The following is a 19,967-nucleotide window of genomic DNA, read 5'->3' on the forward strand; positions in this document are numbered from 1 at the left end:
AGTTTTGAGTAATTTGTTATAAGCAAGCCATTAGCGCTGTTTTTCAAGCTAGATATAAGCTATTCATTATGGGTCGTTAGCAATAAGCTTCGATTCCTTTACCAATCTAAAACGCCAAGGCCTAGCTATTAAGCTGGGCCTTTTTTATTATCTAAACTTGACATGTACTTACACGATCTCATGACAGTGATCATTTCGGTTCAGGCTTATCTAGCTCAAGGCTATTCGATTCAAGACTGCTTCTTCCGCTCAAGGCTATTCGATTCAAGACTGCTTCTTCCGCTCAAGGCTGTTTATCTCATTCGAGACTGTGCATTCAACTCTGGGCGATTATCTCGCTTAAGGTCTTTTATCTCGTTCAAGACTGTTTTAGCCGTTCTGCTTATCAAACGCTATTCCCAAAGGTTCAAAATATGCCAATAGAGCTTGGTAAATCTCAGCACAATGTTGTCCGTCTGGATAAGCGCCGTGTTTGGCTAAGGGGGAGTTGATAGTGCTGTTGACTAAGTAAGGGTTGGATATATCGGCATTGGCTTGTGAATACATTTCAATACTGGCTTCAAAGGCGCGAGCCATCATTTCGGTAGGTTTAGCAAAATATTGGCTGCGTTGCAGTTTGTCTAATGCGATTGAGCGCCGCACGTACTCATGTGGTAAGGAAGCATGTGATGAGGATACATCTGGTAAAGAAGCATCGTGTAATGAACCGTGTGGCTCTTGGCTGCTGGCATTCAAAAAGGTGATTTCGAATAACTTAGACAATTGCTGATTCAGCGGATGAGCAATTAACGATTTGTCGGCAAGCCAATGATCGGTGGCACAAGCATATCGATTAGCAGCGCTCATGTAGGCATCTGGGCTCAACAGACTGTCATCAATAAACATTTTGTCGGCAATGTAATGATCGAACGCATGCCAAAATTCGTGGGCTAACGCCCCTGCTCCGGCATTTTTAGCTAAGGCTAGCTCACGATATGCTGGTGAATAATGTGCCTGAACCCCCTTTTGGCCACCATGACCAAAGGCAAAGCGTAAACTGCCACGTAAGCCAATGAGCTCAGGTGGCACGCCTAGAATATTGGCTAAGTCGGCTAACGAATCAAAAATTAGATTTGCCGCAAGCGCAGACTCTTCTCGATTAACCCATTTACCGACACGGATATGCTGCAAACCAAAGGTATGCTTGATGTCGAGAAAACTGACCGAATCGCCATTACGATAGTCAGGCCCTATACGTTCAAAATGACGTTGATGATTAAGCAAAGAATGATGTGAAGCCAAACATACCTCGAAGTAAAACAAAAAAAGCATGCTGAGTTTACAACATGTGCATACCATGTCTATAGCGTAAACATGCCGAAAAGCGGTCTAAAGAGCAGTCCAAATGACGGCACTATACTCACCTTAACCAAAAGGCTTAGCCTCACATAATAATCGAATAAATATTCTTGTTTATGCAAAAATAAAAGTCTTACCCGGCACAGATTTTTAACTTCCATTCATTTAAATGCATATTTACGCATTGTTGCGTGAAACTGTTTAAATAAAAACCAATATATAATCAGTAGGTTAATTTATTGGTGCATATTACGTCCACCAGCACTAGATGGATCGTATACATTACGTCTCTTCATTACGTCTCTACATTACGACTCTACATTACGACTCTTTATTGCGACTCTTTATTGCGATAGCCTAAAGAGTAAACAACAGTATTGGGGGGGCACTTAAGTATCACTAATTGAATTCCTATTTAAGCCTGTTCGCAGTACGATGGTTTAAATTTAATTTTTTATGGCGGATTTATGATTTATACCACGGCAGAAACTATTCCTGGCCGGGACGTTATGGATGGTTCGTCCAAAATAATGACTTTGGGTACTGCTGTTAAATTAGGGACGCGCTGATAAAGTGGCCTGAAACTTAACTCATAACTTAGCTCATAACTTAACTCATATTAATCGTGCTCGCGTAGAATAAATGCTGAGCTAAGAATTTATCACTATTTTTATAACGCTGCTTGTGCCCGCGTTTTATGCCGAAGTGCCACTATTCATCAAACATACCTAATAGGTGACTTTATGATTAGAAATATTTGCTTAGCCGTTGCCGTCTTATTCGCTTCGACTCATGCTTACGCGTTAGAGAGCCTTATCACTGTTGAAAGCCATTACTCGGCCAAAGAAACGGCAGATAGGTTTGAGACAATCATAAAAGATAAAGGGTTTACGGTTTTTTCCCGAATTGATCATCAAAAAAATGCCGCCGCAGTGAACTTAGCACTGAGGCCAACTGAAGTGATAATTTTCGGAAATCCTAACATCGGTACCCAATTGATGCAGTGTAACCAACTTGTCGCAATTGACTTGCCACAAAAGGTATTGATTAGCGAGGATGTTGATAACAAGGTTTGGCTGTCGTATAACAACCCGAAGTACATTAAACTGCGTCATAATATTGCCGGCTGCGATAAGGTTATCAACAAAATATCGGCTGCTCTCAATACATTAAGCATTGCTGCAACGTCCAAGTAGTTACTTCGCAGCTGGTCATTTGAGCTAAGTCGTTTGAACAAGTCGTTTGAGCAAGGTAGTTCACGCAAGTATGTTGAACGCCCATTTACAGCCACCAGCTTATGAATTCAGAGCAAGTATACGAGGAACAAGCAGAGCATGACAATGATCACTCAGCCATTGTGGTTGATCGTAATACTGCCGCATTGTTGGTATTACTCTATCTATCGCAGCACAGAATAAACATTTCGATTTACATCCACAATGGCACAACGACAAGATAATATTTATCAATGTTTTACATCTATATTTTGCATCTATATTTATCAGAAGAAGTTATCAGAATAATTAGATAAAACAATCGATTTAGAGGTTTTTAATGAATAGTGAAGTGGTATTAATCACCGGTGCGAATAGAGGCATTGGTCTAGCGTTAACAGAGCAATATCTTGTCAACGGTTGCAGCGTCATAGCGACCTGTAGAGATGACGCGACAAAGACTGATCTTATGTCTTTAAAGGCTCAGTTTACTGACAAATTATTCATTGAATCGATGGATATCACGAGTCCTGAAACAATCAATCGCTTAGCGAATAAGCTCCGTCAGCAAAATATTAGTCTCGATTTAATTGTTAATAATGCGGGCTTTTTAGATCGAGATAATCACAGTATCCATGCTATCGATTATGCTGACGCTGAAATGTGTTTTAAAGTGAATGCGCTCGGGCCATTATTTTTAACCCATTGTTTACTAACTCTATTGAATAAAACACGTTTGTGCAAAATAGCGATTATCTCGTCTTCTAAGGGATCGCTATCACAACCACAAGGTGTCGATTGGTATGGTTACCGAATGTCTAAAGCCGCAGCCAATATGCTAGCCATCAATTTATCGACTGAACTTGTTGATGATAATGTCGCGGTGGTCTCTGTTCATCCTGGCTGGGTGCAAACTGAAATGGGCGGCAGCTCTGCACAGGTAAAGGTTAATGATTCCGCGCTTAGGATTATCAAAGTGATTAACAATTTATCTATTCACAATACCGGTCAGTTTTATGATGTTAGCGGTGAGCAACTGCCGTTCTAATCAACCCGTCAATCCGTACAACAAATCACTAATCTTTATGTTGGTAATTCGTTTATACCTTGGGTCGAAATTTGGGCGTCTGTTAGTGCGCAAATATGGTGCTGATGATGTTTGTGTTACGCAAATAACTAACAAATTGACCGATATACACCTAAACATTAGATAATGCGCATTGATGTTTGCCCGCGACATGCATTAAAGGTTTAAATAGAGAAGATATTGTTTTAACTTGTTTATCCTTGATATTGTTATGATGTCTGTATGTTAACCAGCATAGATTGGTAACATTAATTAAATCGACAGTTCATTATATTGACATTAACACAATTAAGATGTTGTTTATCTTTCCCTGCCGCATAGCGGCTTAATTCAACAAACCCTTAATGTTGACTGGTAACGCGCTGTATTGGTAATGCTTTGACAGCAAATCAATATTAAAGCTTATAGCAGGCTGGGTAACTCCTTTTTCAAAAATTCAATAAAGGATAACACCTTGATAGAGGAGCTCGTTCCGCGATAGCACACCGCACTGATTTCTCTTTTTTCATCAATTGTTTGATCTTTTAATACCTCAATTAACTTGCCGCTATTACGATCTGCTTTGGTCATAAAGTCAGTGATACACGCTATACCTGTGCCAGACAGGGTCATTTTTCTTAACACTTCACCACTAGAAGCTACAACACGGGGAGAAACCCGAAGGTTGTGGCTTTTACCATCTTCAATCGGCCATGTGTTAAGGATCGAGGGGCCTTCAAGACCGAGTAATATGTGATTGTTTAAATCTTCTATTGAGTTAGGAAAGCCATACTGACGAAGATACTCTGAGCTGGCCAATAAACGTCGTTTACTCGAGCCTATGTGAGTAACTTGATAGCTATTTTCAGTCAGTGGCGCGACGCGCAGCGCAATATCTACTTTCTTCTCAATAATATCAATTATCTCTTCGTTGTTTTGTAACTCAATATTGACCTGTGGATATTGGGTTAAATACTTCTTTAGAATGGGGCTGATGAGGTGAACTAATACCGGTGATGCACCATTAATCCGTAAGGTACCCGATGGCGTCGCACCATTAGATCTAAATTCATCCTCAATGTTGTTCACTGATGCGGTGATCTCTTTGGCGTGGGCGAGTAACTTCAGTCCATCCGCAGTAAATTCAATCTTTCTGGTGTTACGCATTATTAATGATGTACCGAGCTTAATTTCTAATCTCGACAGGCTGCGGCTGATTGTTGACGGCATGACACCAATATCAACAGAGGCACAACTTATAGAACCTGAATTATAGACAGCCAATAAAATCCGCAGCTCGTCTAAGGTTACGTACTCATTCAACATCTTTTCTTTTGTCATCGGTGTAACCTATCGAGTATGTCTACCCTATCAAGTAATTAGGCCAATCGCATGGATTGGCCTATGTCTGTTATCTTAGAAGTAGTAGCCAAGATTGATGTTTACTTTTTTGTCCCAATCGCCAAAGGCATCTTGCAAGCCAACATGATTACTACGTGAAGACCAAAGCATGTTCTTGCCCACAATAAAATCGAACCAGGCAAAGAGTGGCCCGTTTGCAACACTGATACCGGTAACGTTCTGATAGCTATTATCGAATTCGTCTTGCTCAGGCATCAATACGTTAAAGTCGTTGTAGATTTTTAAATCACCCCAAGCAGAGGTAAGCTTTCTGGATACATTGACGGTGACTGCAGAGGCTTCTGATGCAATCTCATAAGCTCCACCGCATACGCTCATTGCCACGGCATTTTGATCCGATGTGGCGGTATCAAATTGGTACTTCAGGTACTGAGCCTGCACATTCCACGCATCCATTGTACCGTCATAATGAACGGCATATGCATAACGATTGTCATTATTACCGGTAGCATTGTCGTACATTTGCCCATACTCAACCGATGCACCAATAGTAGATTTTATACCAAAAGTGTCAACAAAGAAGGATTGACGCAAGTTAACTTGATTTGACTCCTCTGCGGTGTACTCGGTGCCATTAATATTACCAGTGTAAAGATCGGCTGCGAACCGATTGGTTAATGATGCAGAGTTTTCAGCACCTTTGAAGAAAGCCACATCGGTGCGGTAACCATCGCCATCGTACTGAACAGAAAAACCGCTATCGTAGTCATCTTCAAAGCCAACATAATACTGTAAACTTAGCCAATAACTGTTAGAAATATAGCCTATATTACCAAATGGAACCTTGGCGATGCCCGCTCTGATAGTCGTGCTTTCATTAGGGCTGTAGTAAGCAAAACCATGTTTAATCGCATCAAAATCAGCTCTCAAGCGATATTCCATAGAGACACCAAAATCGTCTTTTTCGCCGTTAAACGAAATTGCCGCAACCTCAAATTTCATATCACCGAGTTTATCTTGAGATGCATCGTCATAGTCCACATAAGCGTAATTTGCGCGCACCATGCCGCCAATATCATAATTATCTGCGGCTATGACTGGACTGCTTAACATTGTTGCGGTAGCAAGTAGGGTAAATATTTTTGTTTTGTTCATCGTTAATATTTCCATCAAGAATGTTGATGACCGCACTGAGTTATTAGTTTTTATGCGGTCAATTAGGTAAACCAACTCAATAAATTGGTTAAATAGTTAATGCCCGGCAGGGATATAGGCGCGCGATACATTGAGAACACATTGCGATTTTTGAGTGCCATAGTTGGCGATACACCAGTTACACGACAAACAGCGTGGCTTGTGGTTTGGATCTTGTTTCCAGTTGTTGGCTAGATTAGGCTCAGATAACATGGTTCGACCAAAACCAAATGCTTCAATATTGCTAACTTCAGCAAGGATTTTTTCCATTAGATGTGGTGAGCGATTGCCCCCAGTCACCATCATTGGAACATCAACATGTTCGCTGATATATTTAGCATCATCGGCAAAATAGGATTGGTCTTTCTCGTCCTGAAGCTCAGGATGAAACTCCCCCATTCCGCGCACTTTATTACCGCCACTGATATCCAATGCCGTAATACCACGCTTAACTAAGCCTTTAATGACAAATAGGTTTTCATCTTGAGTATTACCACCCGCTTGACTGCCTAAGTAATCACGGCCATGAACCTTGGCAATAATTGGATACTCAGGACCTACTGCGCCACGAACGGCTTCTAAAATTTCAAACGCAAACCGAGCACGGTTTTCTATTGGGCCGCCGTATTCATCGGTTCGATCGTTGTAGTAAGGGAATAAGAATTGACTCACTAGATAATTGTGAGCGAAATGCAATTCAATGGCATCGAAACCCGCTTTTTTAGCTCTGAGAGCGGCATCGATAAATGATTGAATGGCAAATTTAATGTCATCTTTAGTCATGACTTTATTTGGCACTGTGCCATAAATAGGGTGTGGCACTTTAGATGCGCCATAGACTACGCGGTGGTCAATACGATAGTCACTCTGTGGGCCAACCATTGCTAACTGTACGGCTATTTTAGCGCCATGATCGTGGGCATTTTTGACCACTTTTTGATATAAATCGATCTGAGAGTCATCATATAAGCCCGTACCCGCTTGGCCATATTGATCGTCCTTCATTATGTAAGTCAGACCGGTGATGATAAGACTAACTCCACCTTGAGCGAGTTCGCGATGGACGCGCATCAAATCTTCAGTAGGATCACCATCGACAGTGGCGCGATACTGAGACGTAGCAGAACGGATAAGTCTGTTTTTTAGGGTTAATGTGCCTAGTTTAACTTCTTCAAATAGTTTGCGTGTAGACACGGGAGCTGCACTGCTTGCATTACTACCAAATGCGACTGTGGTTGATGCGCTTGCAGCAGCAATGCCCATAAATTTTATTAATGTACGACGGTCGATACTCATAATTACCTCAATTCAAATTATTATTTATGGCAGCCGGAATTTGTGCATCCAGTTAAGCTAGGCTTGTCTTTACTTCTGGTCTTTTGCTCTTTGATATGACAAGACATACAGCGAGTTCCAAGATCACCCGGCAGTGCTTTACGACCATGAATGATGTTGAAGTAAGCGTTATCTTCAGACTTGTCTTTCTTCGCGGTAGAGTGACAGCTTGCACATTTGTAGGAGGTAAAGCTCATTGCGCGTTGTTCGTTTTGGTGATGGCATTGAGTACATTCCACTTGTGCGTGACGCAAGTGATCAAACGTAATCGGCTTGGATGTTTCGTGCATAGGTAGAATGGCTTGCGGTACTTCTTGTTTTACCGTCTCCGATAAGACGGGCATCGAAATAGCTGCAAGTAATATCGCAGCAATGGTTAATCTGGTTTTCATAATGCTTCCCAATGTTTATTTGACCAAAATATTTCATCACGGCTTCATTGATGCTTCAACGCAACTGGCGCAATACTCTTTTGCAGAAATAAATAACAAGCTACTATCCTGTTTTAATTAATAAAAACTAATTAATGGGACTGTGTATTATCGTGGGGAAATGCGCAAAAATGAGCGGTTTTTTCGAGGTTATTAGTGATGTTAAAGGCAGTTTGCACTTGTACTATGAGGGTGATCACATTGTTGGTTTTCTGTTTTTATATCATTTTTGAGGCAAAACTATTTTTGAAATTTTTGTAGCAAAGCATTTGATATTTCATTTTTCGAAGCCAATTAATAACAAAATATTATTAAAATGATAAACTATCATAATTTAATGTTCTCATTGTTTTAGCGTATATTGTTCCCATCGGCAATAACTCATCATCAATACGCACAACGTATACTGTTCCTTTCGAGTTCAGTGATGCGTTTTAATGTGACTGTCTATAAAGACGGTCTAAAGAGAGATTTATGAAATTTTTACACACTATGTTAAGGGTCATTGACCTAGAAAAATCAATTGAGTTTTATATCAATGTGCTGGGTATGAAAGTGCTAGAAAGAACCGAAAACAAAGACTACCGCTACACCTTAGTTTTTGTGGGTTATGGCACTCAAGCAGACAGCACCACAATTGAATTAACCTATAACTGGGATACCAATGAGTATGACCATGGTAATGCTTTTGGTCATATTGCGCTGGGTGTAGAGGATATTTATAGTGCCTGTAATGACATTAAAGCACGCGGTGGCAAAGTAACCCGTGAACCAGGACCGGTAAAAGGTGGCTCAACCCACATCGCCTTTATCGTCGATCCTGATGGATACCAAATTGAACTTATCCAAATTAGCAAGTAAAGAGGAATACAGAATGAACAATGCACTATTTCAACCAATACAGCTCGGTAAACTCTCTTTAAACAATCGTATTGTTATGCCGCCAATGACGCGCTCGCGCTCAACCCAACCGGGTAATGTCCCCAATGAGATGATGGCTGAATATTATGCTCAACGAGCATCAGCAGGTCTTATTGTTACAGAAGGCACCCAAATATCAGTAATGGGCCAAGGCTACGCATGGACGCCAGGTATTTATTCTGCAGAACAAATTGCCGGATGGCAGAAGGTCACTGAAGCGGTTCATGCACAAAATGGCATTATCTTCGCCCAGCTTTGGCATGTTGGTCGAGTGTCTCACCCTGATAATATCGGTGGTCAACAACCTATTTCGTCTTCCGCACTAAAGGCAGAAAATGTAAAAGTGTTTGTTGATAACGGTAACGAACCCGGTTTTGTTGATGTTGTCATACCACGAGAAATGAGCAAAGCTGACATTGAGCATGTGATTGGCGAGTATCGTCAAGCAGCGTTAAATGCGATTGAAGCCGGTTTTGATGGCATAGAACTGCACGCCGCTAACGGTTACTTGATTAACCAGTTTATCGATTCTGAAGCGAATAATCGTACCGATGAATATGGCGGCAGTATTGAAAACCGTTTGCGTTTTCTTGGCGAAGTGGTTGCCGCAATGACGCAGGCCATTGGCGCTGATCGTGTTGGTGTTCGTCTTGCGCCATTCACATCGCTAAATGGTACTGTTGATGCAACACCGATAGACACCTACATTGCCGCGGCTGTATTACTTAATAGCCTCAATGTAGTCTATATCCATGTGGCTGAAGTAGATTGGGATGATGCCCCAGAGACGCCAACAGTATTTAAAGATACGGTTCGCGACGTTTATAAAGGTGTGCTTATTTATGCGGGACGTTACAACGGCGAAAATGGATCTCAGGCCATTGATGCTGGTGTAGCAGATATGATTGGTTTTGGCCGACCATTTGTCTCCAATCCAGATCTGGTAAACCGTATTAAGCATAACTATCCATTAGCGTCTCACAACCCAGAGACATTATTTGGTGGTGGTGAACGCGGGTATACTGATTACCCCAAATACAGCCCAAGCTAATATAACCTCAGCTCAAGTTAAGGTTAACAGGTGAGCGATTCTAACCTTAGGTTGGTATCGCTTCGTGCCTATTTGCAGTCTATCACTCACGACATCTCTTTTGGTTTTCTCGTATCATTGCGACTGACCAAGAGCCTTGCCCCTTTTCCCATCCCTCAGCTGGAACTAACCGTTTAATGAAAACAGAAGCATTGCGCGGGAAAATATTCTTATTACTGGCCACAATGCTTGCTGCTGTGGGTTGGATAGCCTCCAAACTTGTTATTTTAGAGATGCCTGGAGAGATGTTTATTGCTGCCCGCTTCTTAATGGCGAGTCTGATTTTATGGCCATTTTGTTATCAGCAGATTTTTGCACTCAGGCCTAAGCAAATTGCAGCGCTTGGTGGCGTTGGCATAGTGCTAGCCGCTTCGATTGAAGTTTGGGTTCACGCCATTACCATTTCTAATACCCTCTCTGAGGGAGCTTTTATCATGAGTTTGGCGATGATTATTGCCCCGTTTATTTCTTGGCTATTATTCAAAGTAAAACCTAACCGCATGTTTTGGATATCGCTGCCTATTACTTGTATAGGCATTATGTTATTGACCATCACAACTGGCTGGCAAGTTGATAATAGCCAGTGGTTTTTCTTATTATCATCGGCACTGCTGTCATTGCATTTTGTGTTGAATAAGCGGGTCTTGACCAATATAAAACCGTTAACATCCATCTGCGTACAATTATTCATGGTTGGTATTGTAGGCAGTGTGTTTATGGCTGCGGTTTCACCTGAACGTTTTGAGATTAATGGTCATGTACTATTTTGGTTTGCGGTATCAACGGTTATCGCAACCAGTGTGCGTTATTTGCTCCAAACTGTCGGCCAGTTTAGCGTTAAAATTGAAACCGCTTCGCTGATCATGATTTTAGAACCCATTTGGACATTAATATTATCGATCAGCGTGCTTGATGAAGTGGTTGAAATGCAAAAGCTCATTGGTGGCGGGGTTATTCTGTTGTCACTGTTTATTTACATCAAATATTCTAAAAGTTAGCACCCTCACAATTAACACTTCTATTACAGAGGCTTAGCCGTTAACTCATCCTTAGCCTGTTCATCCAAATGCCTCCTTTGGATAAATGCTTAAGTGATGTCTGAGTCGTTGAATGTCTATTTGCACTCTCTATCTTTACTCTCATTGTTTCTAATTCCCCCGCTTGTGGTGTTTCCCCATTTGTTGTGTTCCCCCGTAGCAGCAAGATCGTTTTTTGGCCAACCTTGATGGTATCTACACAATCAAGTTTCGACACTATCACCCGCAGAAGTACCCGATGACAGGCTCTATATAATGAAAATCCGAGACTATTTGTCACGAATTCTCTTAAATAACATGATCAACATCAAAAATCTGACTTTAAGACCCTACTTATAGTGAGTAAATATCCCCAAGTTGATTTACATCAAAGCCGTTTTTTAACCGCGTTTTAATATTGATACCGATAGATTGCAACTATTTTTTAGCTATTGAGCTAACTTAAGCATAAGGTATCAACATGGACACACATGCAGCCCTTTATAAACAAGGCCAAGAACGCCTTGATTATTTGCGCCAATTTGCCCAACGTCAGCCCGTGTCATTAGAACAAAAAATGACCAATAGCGGGATAACTCGTAGAGACTTCATTAAATGGACCGCCTCGGTCACCGCAATGTTTGCCTTGCCCCTACCCTTTAGTACCTTGGTTGCCGAAGCAGCTGAATTAGCCGACAGAGTGCCGCTAATTTGGTTACATTTGGCAGAATGTACAGGCTGCTCCGAGTCGTTAATTCGTAGCGACTCGCCCAACCTAGACACCTTGATTTTCGATCATATCTCGCTCGAATATCACGAAACTCTGATGGCTGCCGCCGGTTGGCAAGCTGAAGAAAATCTAGAACACGCACTGGAAACCTATAAAGGTCGCTATTTACTGGCGGTTGAAGGTGCAGTCCCCACTGCCAATAACGGCACTTTTTTAACCGTAGGTTGTAAAGGCCACACTGGCTTGCACATTGTTAAAGAAGCGGCTGAAAACGCCGCGGCCATTATCTCAGTAGGTACTTGCGCAGCCTTTGGTGGTATACAAGCCGCTGCGCCTAATCCCACTGGTGCAAAAGGTGTTTACGAAGTCGTCGATAAGCCGGTGATTAACTTAGGCGGTTGTCCTCCGAGTGAAAAGAACATTGTCGGTACATTAATGTATTACATTATGTTCGGTAAGTTACCGGCTCTGGACATGTTTAATCGTCCTAAATGGGCTTATGGCGCTCGTGTACATGATAACTGTGAACGTCGTGGCCGCTTTGATGCGGGCGAGTTTGTGGAAGAATTTGGCGACCAAGGCGCAAAAGACGGCTACTGTTTATACAAAGTAGGCTGTAAAGGCCCTTATACCTATAACAACTGCCCTACTGAACGATTTAACCATCACACTAGTTGGCCTGTGTTAGCTGGCCATGGCTGTATGGGGTGTTCTGAACCGAATTTCTGGGATGATATGGCTGATTTTGAAAAACCACTCGGACGCCAACTTTTACATGGCGTTGATGCCACAGCTGACACCATTGGTGCGGTCATTTTAGGCGCGACCGTTGTCGGTATTGGCGCTCATGCAGTTGCTAGCGTCTTTGTTAAGCCTTTGGAGGAGTAATCATGAGTAAACGTGTCGTTATTGACCCTATCACCCGCATCGAAGGCCATTTACGTGTCGAAGTTGAAGTTGATGATAATAATGTCATTACTAAAGCTTGGTCTTCGTCGACCTTATGGCGCGGTATTGAGGTTATTTTAAAAGGCCGTACTCCAATGGATGTGGGCTTAATTGTGCAGCGTATTTGTGGCGTATGTACCTATTCGCACTATCGCTGCGGTACTGAAGCGGTAGAAAATGCCCTCGGAGTGAAGATCCCTCTTAATGCTAAATACCTGCGCAGCATTATGCAGTCATCGCTATACATGCATGATCATATCGTGCATTTTTACCATTTACACGGCTTGGATTGGGTGGATGTGGTATCGGCATTGAGTGCTGACCCAGCACTAGCCGCTCAAGTGGCGATGAAATATTCTGATGCGCCGATTGCTGCCGGTGAAGGTGAACTCAAAGCCGTACAAGCACGGGTTAAAGGCTTAGTTGAAACCGGAAAACTGGGGCCCTTTGCCAATGCATACTGGGGCAATGGTACTTATCGTTTTAGCCCTGAACAAAACTTGATTGCACTATCCCATTACTTAAAAGCACTTGAAGTACAACGTGTGGCTGCTGAAATGTTGGCTATTTTTGGCGGTAAATCACCACATCCACAGTCTATTGTTGTGGGCGGCGTGACCTCAGTACGTGACATGTTAAGCCCAGCGCGTTTACAAGAGTGGAAACAAAAACACGCTATTGTTCAAGACTTTATTGAGCGAGCTTATCAAGCTGATATTGTGATGGCGGCGGAAGCGTTTGGCACTGAACCGAGCGTGCTTGGTGGCGTGAATGTTAACAGCTTCATGAGTGGTGAAGATTTTATTACCTCCGATGGTGAATATTTATTTAACCAGGGTGTGATTTTAAACGGCGATTTAGCCAATGTATTGGACATTGACCCGAGCTTAATTAAAGAAGATGTTACCCACGCTTGGTATAAGGCTGATGGCCCTCAACATCCGTATGAAGGAACCACCATTCCTGATTACACCGGCTTTATTGAACGCGACACTGTGTATGGCAAGTTGCCGACCATTGATGGTGATGGTAAATACACTTGGGTTAAATCACCGCGTTATCAAGACGAACCGATTGAAGTGGGTCCATTAGCGTGCTTATTAGTTAACTATGCTCGCGGTAATCAACCTGTGGTCAATGCGGTAGATGGTTTATTAGCTCGCACTGGTTTGCCGCTTGAAGCGCTATTTACCACCTTAGGTCGTACTGCTGCACGCATGTTACAAACCGTGTTAGTCGGTCAAGCCAGTTTACAAACCTTTGATGCCTTACTGATTAATATGCAGTCGGATGAATCAACTTACGTTAAACCTGAGATTGATTCAGATCGCGTTTATGAAGGTTATTCGATGATTGAAGCACCTCGCGGTACGTTAAGTCATTGGATCCGCATTAAAGATGGCAAAGTTGAAAACTACCAAGCTGTGGTTCCCACTACCTGGAATGCAGGCCCTGTGGATGCTAACGGTAAAATGGGTCCCTATGAAGCCTCGTTGATTGGTTTGAAACTTGAAGATCCAACCAAGCCATTAGAAGTCATTCGCATTATTCATTCCTTTGATCCTTGTATGGCGTGTTCAGTACACGTGATGGATTACAAGAAACACACTTTAGGTCAATTTAAAATTGATCCAAATGGGTTTTAATCAGAGGTAATAGAGTAGGAGGGATAAAAGTATGGAACATATTGCAACCCATAATAGGCAGTTGATATTTACTCCAGCGATTCGAATATTTCACTGGCTGCGTGCGCTGTCGATTTTGGTATTAGTGATCACTGGGTTTTATATCTCGTGGCCATTTTTAGTGGCGCCTGCTAGCTCAGATGTATTGGTGCAAGGTTGGATCCGGTTTGCTCATATCATTTTCGGATTTTTGCTGACCAGCATTACCTTTGTGCGTTTTTACTTGTTTTTCTTTAGTCGAAATAACATCGAAAGACGTTCGTTTAAAGATGTGTTGAGTATAAAAAGCTGGATTGCGCAATTAAAATCTTATCTTTGGATGGGTAAATTAGACAAAGCTGGGGTTTACGGGCCATTACAGTTTATGACCTATGTAGCCATTTCGTTTGTTGCGTTGATTATTTGCATCACAGGCTTAGTGCTTTACGCCAATGTGTACCACTTAGGTGTAGGCGGAATGCTTGGCGATGTATCGGCATGGATAACGGCTCTTTGTGGTGGTTTAGCGCCACTGCGGATTTATCATCATTATTTAACGTGGGCCTTCATTATTTTTGTGGTGATCCATGTGTATATGGCGGTGTGGGCAGGTATTCGCTTTAAACATAATTCAGTCGATTCAATTGTTTCTGGCTATGATTATCACAAAGATCATAAATAAGGTGAGTTAATCATTGTGAAAAAAATATTGCTGTTAGGTATAGGCAATGTATTGTACGCCGATGAAGGAGTCGGCGTACATTTTGTCAATTATATCAAAGATAAATACCAATTAAGCCACCCAACAGACAATGTTGATATTGTTGATGGTGGCACCTTAGCCCAAGGTCTTATTCCGATGATAAGCCAGTACGACCAGTTAATTGTGGTCGATACGGTCAATAGTGTCGGTGTTGCTCCGGGTGAAGTGTACTTTTTCGATTTTGATCACGCCCCTGCAGAAATCGATTGGCAAGGTAGTGCTCATGAAGTGGAAATGCTGCAAACACTCAACATGATGGACATTGTCGGTGATAGGCCGCAAACGTTTGTATTAGGCGTGACCCCAACCGTCATAGAACCAATGATTTTGGGACTCACTCCAGATTTACATGCCGCCATTCCGGTGATGGAACGCGCTCTGTTAGCTCATTTGACCAGCTTAGGGTTTAGCCTGCAGATTGTGAATGATATTACCATTGATCAAGTTATTCCTGATGCCTATAAGCGAGGTTGCTATGTCGATGCATAACATTCGATTTGATTTTGTATGTCAACGCCCTGTGCCCTTGTATGAGCACTTGTGTAATCAATATCTCGATCGCAGTGAGCTTAATATAAGCATTGGTAAAGTATTCGATCCTAAAACGGATCATATACGTTACTTTATTGAAGCCTTTGCCACACAAGCCGAATTAGAAGCGTTTGCCGATGATATCGCCAATGATTTTTTATTATCCGTTTGGCTACTCGACACCCATATTCAACGCATTGAACAGCACAGTGGGCTGCATAAGCCGTTTGATATTAAATCGAACTATTCAGGGTTGCCGCTGTATTTTTGCCAGCATTGCCAACCTAAATTTGGCGATAATCAACAGTCTTCTTTTGGTGATATTAATCTGCAGTGTTCTCACTGTATGGGTCATGAAAAGCTGAGCCGTGATGAAAAATCATTAACTCAGACTGACATTACCACAATGACAAACCGCTTACTCGCGGATAAATCTCTCCCTTTGCCTATTCTTGGGCTAACCTTGTGGTTAACGCCACCAGCAAAAATATTAACGCCTGCAATTCAACCAAATGCAGACGTTCAAGGCACAGCATCATCACAGGCTGTATTGCCAGCAAACCAAGCGGCTCAATACCATCGGCCACGAATATTGATCTGTAATCCTAATTCGCTCAATAGCCATTTTATCGTTAATGACAGCCAAGTATTGGCCTTATCTAGTATCGAAAAACCATTACTTAGAGTACGACCAAGTAGCGATCATCCCAGTTTATTGGCGCCGCTGTATGAAATTCAATTTGCCGAAAATCGTTTGTTAGTGATATTAACGGAAGTGTTACGCCAAAAAGGCATCAATTGGGTGCATGTCACTACCGATATTGATCCACATACCAGCCAAGATGCCCTTGTCGATAAACCATTGCGTTTGGCGAGTATTAATCAACATTGGTTACCCATTACCACCCTAGGCAATGGCGCGATACCTTTACCCACTAACGTGACCTGCTTACACGATAAAAATCATTACCAAGATGACCAACATACGTTTACGGCTAACACCACCAAAACATCAATAGCATGGCAAGTTAGTCCCATCGAGCCGGCATCATCAAGGTTAGTCAGTGCAACTGCAAAGAATTCAAGTGAGGAGAGTGCACCTATATCCACTAGCTTGTGTGCGTTAAATGCGGCGCTATTACGATGTCATTCCACTAAAAAAAATAATAAACCACAATTTGTAAAACATGCTGCGGTATTGTATTTAAGCCAACGAAACGCTTGCCAAATTGTCACTCTAGACAGCCAAAGTGAGGCCGATTTATTTTTTGAAATGCCTGAGCTACCGTTATCGGGCTATGAGATCTGTCAGTCTTTGTCTGAGTCACCGCAAAAAAGTCTGTTGGATAAATTTAAACAGTTATTTCCAGCCGAGTATAACCAATTATTGGATCTGCACATTCAGGCAGACGATGGGGCACTGTCACAATTAATGGCGGTGGCCACCCTAATCATTGGCGCCTATCCGGTAGAAACAGCTCAGCGAGTCACGGTAACAGAACTTGCAGATAAATTTATCGCGTTGGCGATGTCGCATCATGGCAACAATGCACCACGAATTGATTTCCCACTCACCAAAGGTGCTGCACATCGCAGCCTTAATTGGTGTAAAACCCTTGGCACATTAATGAGCTTCAAGTTAGCTGGGGAAACTAACTTAGCCAAGTTAGCCTTTGCATTTCATGACTCGTTCGCTGACTACTTAAGCCATTGGATAGAACATTTAGATCAAAATATTGGCATAAAACAGTTGATTATTGCAGGCAGTGAATTTGCCAACCCAGTGTTAACTGATCGAGTGCAATTACGGATTGGTAAAAACTTTCCGCTGGTGGTCAATCCATTATTGGATTTTGATGGTGTCAATATCGCAATAGGTGGGTTATATCTCAAACAACGTCGTGGATAAGAGCTATCTTAAGTATATCAGCTGTTGCTTATCCTTGTATGAGATAGGGTTGTTATGAAACCAGCACAACAAGTTACCATTATTGTTAAAGGTATTGTACAAGGGGTCGGATTCAGGCCCTTTGTGTTCCGTCTCGCACACCAATTAAATTTAGTCGGTAGCGTACTGAATAATCATCTTGGGGTGACGATTTTGCTGCAGGGACGCAGTGAGATCATTGAGCAGTTTATTGAAACCTTAACTCATTCGCCACCGCCATTAGCGCGGATTGATGCTATTGAACTGACTCATCAACCTCAATTAAGCATATTTCACCGTTTTAGTATTATCGATAGTCATATTTCTGCAGGTGAGCATGCAAAAGTGGCCATCTCGGCAGACAAGAGTATTTGCCAAGATTGTCTCGATGACATTAACGACCCTCATAATCGCCACTATCAGTACCCGTTTACTAATTGTACCAATTGCGGTCCGCGCTATACTATTATCAATGCCCTGCCTTATGACAGATGCAACACCGCCATGGCTGACTTTGTCATGTGCGATAATTGCCGCGATGCTTATACCGACCCGCTCAATCGACGCTATCATGCCCAACCGGTTAGTTGTCCACATTGTGGCCCACAATTATCATTTAGCGTCATCAATGCTAGCGCCGAATTTCTTTATGATTCATCTATGTTAATGCCTTTAGAACAGGCCGTTGAGATGATAAACCGTGGCGGAATTGTGGCCATTAAAGGCTTAGGCGGCTTCCATTTGGTGTGCGATGCCACGAATAATGATGCCGTTATGGCGCTACGCCAACGTAAGCAACGTCCGGCCAAACCATTGGCCATTATGGTGAGAAACTTAGCCCAAGCACAATTATGTGTCAGTGGCACTGAAGCAGAATGGTTGGTATTAACCAGCCCAGAGAAACCGATTACCTTGATGCAAAAACGTCAGCATAGTGATATCGAATTGAGTCCATTGCTCGCGCCTGGTATTGATCGACTTGGGGTGTTTTTGCCCTACACACCATTACACCATTTATTAATGCAACGCTTGAACAAACCCATTGTGGCAACCAGTGCTAATCGCAGTGGTGAACCCATTATCGGTAATATCGCTGAGATAGAGCAGCATTTAGGCCATGTGATCAATGGGATCCTCGACCATAACCGACCCATTATTAATGCCTGTGATGACAGCGTGGTGCAAGTGATTGACGAGCAAGTTCAAGTTATTCGATTGGCCCGCGGCTATGCGCCGCTAACCATTAATCTTCACTCCCCCATGCTATCAGACAGTCAAAACAGTGTATTGGCAGTCGGTGCACAACAAAAAAACACCGTTGCCTTTGGTTTTGCCGATAATTTGATTGTGTCGCCACACATTGGTGATTTATTCAGTCTTGAAGCTCAGCACTATTTCACTCAAAGCTTAGCCACTTTTAAGCGTTTGTATGACTTCAACCCTAGCCATATTGTGCATGATAATCATCCACAATATGCGCCAACCCAATGGGCTGTAAACTACCAATCTGAGCATAATTTGCCGCAATCGCACTGTATTGGCATACAACATCATTTCGCCCACGTGTTGTCGGTTATGGCAATGCACCAGCGTACGGATCAAGTATTAGGATTCAGTTTTGATGGCACAGGCTTGGGAGATGACGGCGTTTTATGGGGCAGCGAAGTGATGCTGGCTGATGTTAACGGTTTTACCACGGTGGCGCACTTTAGTTCATTTAAGCTCATTGGCGGTGAACAAGCCATTAAGCACCCTGTTAGGATCCTGCTGGCATTATTATTTGAACAAATGACACTGCAACAGGTGCTAGAGCTTCCCATTGCCGCAATACAAAATGTGGGCAAGAAAACCGTCACTAATTTATACAAGTTATGGCATAACAACAGCCATTGCATTGAATGCCGCTCAGTTGGGCGCTTATTTGATGCCCTTGCTGTCGCATTAGACTTTATTGGCAGTTCGCAGTATGAAGGCCAAGCAGGCATGATGATTGAAACGGCAGCCAATGACTATAGCAATCATCCAAAACGGCAGCCTTTATCAATAAGGCTCAACACCGTCAGCCACAATGATCCTGAGCCCATTCAATGGCACAGCAGTGACTTTATTACTCAATTGGTGAACCTGGCGATAAACCACTCACAGACACCCTACATTAAACAGCAAGTATGCTGGCATTTTATTGATGCTATCAGCCAGCAACTTGATCACATCGGTCAACAATATCCGCAGTTACCGCAGGTGTTTTGTGGCGGTGTATTTCAAAACAAAACATTACTCTCCCAGTGCATTGATGATTGTCGACGCGGTGAACGGCAATTTTTACCCAGTGGTCATATACCTATTAATGACGGCGGGATTGCTTTAGGTCAATTGTGGTATGCCATTCATCATATGGCTTAGGCATATCGGCTGCTTAAGCACCTTGAAGAATACA

General features: G+C 42.5%; 17 protein-coding genes. 12 read left to right on the forward strand and 5 right to left on the reverse strand.

The window, feature by feature from the left end; all coding sequences use genetic code 11:
• Positions 1 to 369 precede the first annotated feature (369 nt).
• On the reverse strand, positions 370 to 1,281 hold the full coding sequence (locus AAEZ00_RS01495) for an LPD1 domain-containing protein (RefSeq protein WP_502959312.1): 912 nt from the start codon (positions 1,279 to 1,281) through the stop codon (positions 370 to 372).
• An 800-nt stretch (positions 1,282 to 2,081) separates the two neighbouring features.
• Here AAEZ00_RS01495 and AAEZ00_RS01500 point away from each other — a divergent pair.
• The 3 genes from AAEZ00_RS01500 to AAEZ00_RS01510 all read left to right on the forward strand — a co-directional run bounded on the left by AAEZ00_RS01500 (position 2,082) and on the right by AAEZ00_RS01510 (position 3,600).
• Positions 2,082 to 2,534, forward strand: a complete 453-nt coding sequence (locus tag AAEZ00_RS01500; RefSeq protein WP_124013113.1) for a DUF302 domain-containing protein — start codon at positions 2,082 to 2,084, stop codon at positions 2,532 to 2,534.
• A gap of 101 nt (positions 2,535 to 2,635) precedes the next feature.
• Positions 2,636 to 2,797 carry a hypothetical protein gene (locus tag AAEZ00_RS01505; RefSeq protein WP_351088130.1) on the forward strand — a complete coding sequence of 54 codons (162 nt, stop codon included), beginning with the start codon at positions 2,636 to 2,638 and terminating at the stop codon, positions 2,795 to 2,797.
• Between the two features lie 95 nt (positions 2,798 to 2,892).
• A complete protein-coding gene (locus AAEZ00_RS01510) occupies positions 2,893 to 3,600 on the forward strand; it encodes an SDR family oxidoreductase (protein WP_351075010.1) in 708 nt (235 codons plus the stop codon).
• Between the two features lie 441 nt (positions 3,601 to 4,041).
• Here the strand turns inward: AAEZ00_RS01510 and AAEZ00_RS01515 are convergent, their stop codons facing one another.
• The 4 genes from AAEZ00_RS01515 to AAEZ00_RS01530 all read right to left on the reverse strand — a co-directional run bounded on the left by AAEZ00_RS01515 (position 4,042) and on the right by AAEZ00_RS01530 (position 7,901).
• Positions 4,042 to 4,959, reverse strand: a complete 918-nt coding sequence (locus AAEZ00_RS01515) for a LysR family transcriptional regulator (protein ID WP_351088132.1) — start codon at positions 4,957 to 4,959, stop codon at positions 4,042 to 4,044.
• Between the two features lie 75 nt (positions 4,960 to 5,034).
• A complete protein-coding gene (locus AAEZ00_RS01520; RefSeq protein WP_351088134.1) occupies positions 5,035 to 6,135 on the reverse strand; it encodes a putative porin in 1,101 nt (366 codons plus the stop codon).
• A gap of 96 nt (positions 6,136 to 6,231) precedes the next feature.
• Positions 6,232 to 7,470, reverse strand: a complete 1,239-nt coding sequence (locus AAEZ00_RS01525; RefSeq protein ID WP_351088136.1) for an NADH:flavin oxidoreductase — start codon at positions 7,468 to 7,470, stop codon at positions 6,232 to 6,234.
• Between the two features lie 20 nt (positions 7,471 to 7,490).
• Positions 7,491 to 7,901 carry a cytochrome c3 family protein gene (locus AAEZ00_RS01530; protein ID WP_101031267.1) on the reverse strand — a complete coding sequence of 137 codons (411 nt, stop codon included), beginning with the start codon at positions 7,899 to 7,901 and terminating at the stop codon, positions 7,491 to 7,493.
• A 513-nt stretch (positions 7,902 to 8,414) separates the two neighbouring features.
• Here AAEZ00_RS01530 and gloA point away from each other — a divergent pair.
• From gloA to hypF, 9 genes are all read left to right on the forward strand, one after another.
• On the forward strand, positions 8,415 to 8,801 hold the full coding sequence (gloA, locus tag AAEZ00_RS01535; RefSeq protein ID WP_101031265.1) for a lactoylglutathione lyase: 387 nt from the start codon (positions 8,415 to 8,417) through the stop codon (positions 8,799 to 8,801).
• Positions 8,802 to 8,814: 13 nt separating this feature from the next.
• The gene (locus AAEZ00_RS01540) at positions 8,815 to 9,912 is read left to right on the forward strand and encodes an alkene reductase (RefSeq protein ID WP_351075019.1); all 1,098 of its coding nucleotides are present in this window, start codon (positions 8,815 to 8,817) and stop codon (positions 9,910 to 9,912) included.
• 176 nt (positions 9,913 to 10,088) lie between these two features.
• Entirely contained in the window at positions 10,089 to 10,949 is an 861-nt protein-coding gene (locus AAEZ00_RS01545) for a DMT family transporter (protein ID WP_351075021.1), read from the forward strand.
• Positions 10,950 to 11,448: 499 nt separating this feature from the next.
• The gene (gene hyaA / locus AAEZ00_RS01550) at positions 11,449 to 12,585 is read left to right on the forward strand and encodes a nickel-dependent hydrogenase small subunit (protein WP_351075023.1); all 1,137 of its coding nucleotides are present in this window, start codon (positions 11,449 to 11,451) and stop codon (positions 12,583 to 12,585) included.
• 2 nt (positions 12,586 to 12,587) lie between these two features.
• Complete coding sequence (gene hyaB, locus AAEZ00_RS01555; RefSeq protein ID WP_101031258.1) at positions 12,588 to 14,291, forward strand: nickel-dependent hydrogenase large subunit; 1,704 nt, start codon at positions 12,588 to 12,590, stop codon at positions 14,289 to 14,291.
• A 31-nt stretch (positions 14,292 to 14,322) separates the two neighbouring features.
• Complete coding sequence (gene cybH, locus AAEZ00_RS01560; protein ID WP_101031256.1) at positions 14,323 to 14,991, forward strand: Ni/Fe-hydrogenase, b-type cytochrome subunit; 669 nt, start codon at positions 14,323 to 14,325, stop codon at positions 14,989 to 14,991.
• Between the two features lie 15 nt (positions 14,992 to 15,006).
• A complete protein-coding gene (locus AAEZ00_RS01565; protein ID WP_124013105.1) occupies positions 15,007 to 15,561 on the forward strand; it encodes a HyaD/HybD family hydrogenase maturation endopeptidase in 555 nt (184 codons plus the stop codon).
• Positions 15,548 to 17,512: a NiFe hydrogenase gene (locus AAEZ00_RS01570; RefSeq protein WP_351075026.1), complete on the forward strand. Its 1,965-nt coding sequence runs from the start codon at positions 15,548 to 15,550 to the stop codon at positions 17,510 to 17,512. The genes AAEZ00_RS01565 and AAEZ00_RS01570 overlap by 14 nt, the downstream gene beginning before the upstream one ends.
• A gap of 54 nt (positions 17,513 to 17,566) precedes the next feature.
• The gene (hypF, locus tag AAEZ00_RS01575) at positions 17,567 to 19,933 is read left to right on the forward strand and encodes a carbamoyltransferase HypF (RefSeq protein ID WP_351088139.1); all 2,367 of its coding nucleotides are present in this window, start codon (positions 17,567 to 17,569) and stop codon (positions 19,931 to 19,933) included.
• The last annotated feature ends 34 nt before the right edge of the window (positions 19,934 to 19,967 follow it).

This window comes from Shewanella sp. S1-49-MNA-CIBAN-0167, from assembly GCF_040310145.1.
Classification (GTDB): domain Bacteria; phylum Pseudomonadota; class Gammaproteobacteria; order Enterobacterales; family Shewanellaceae; genus Shewanella; species Shewanella psychromarinicola.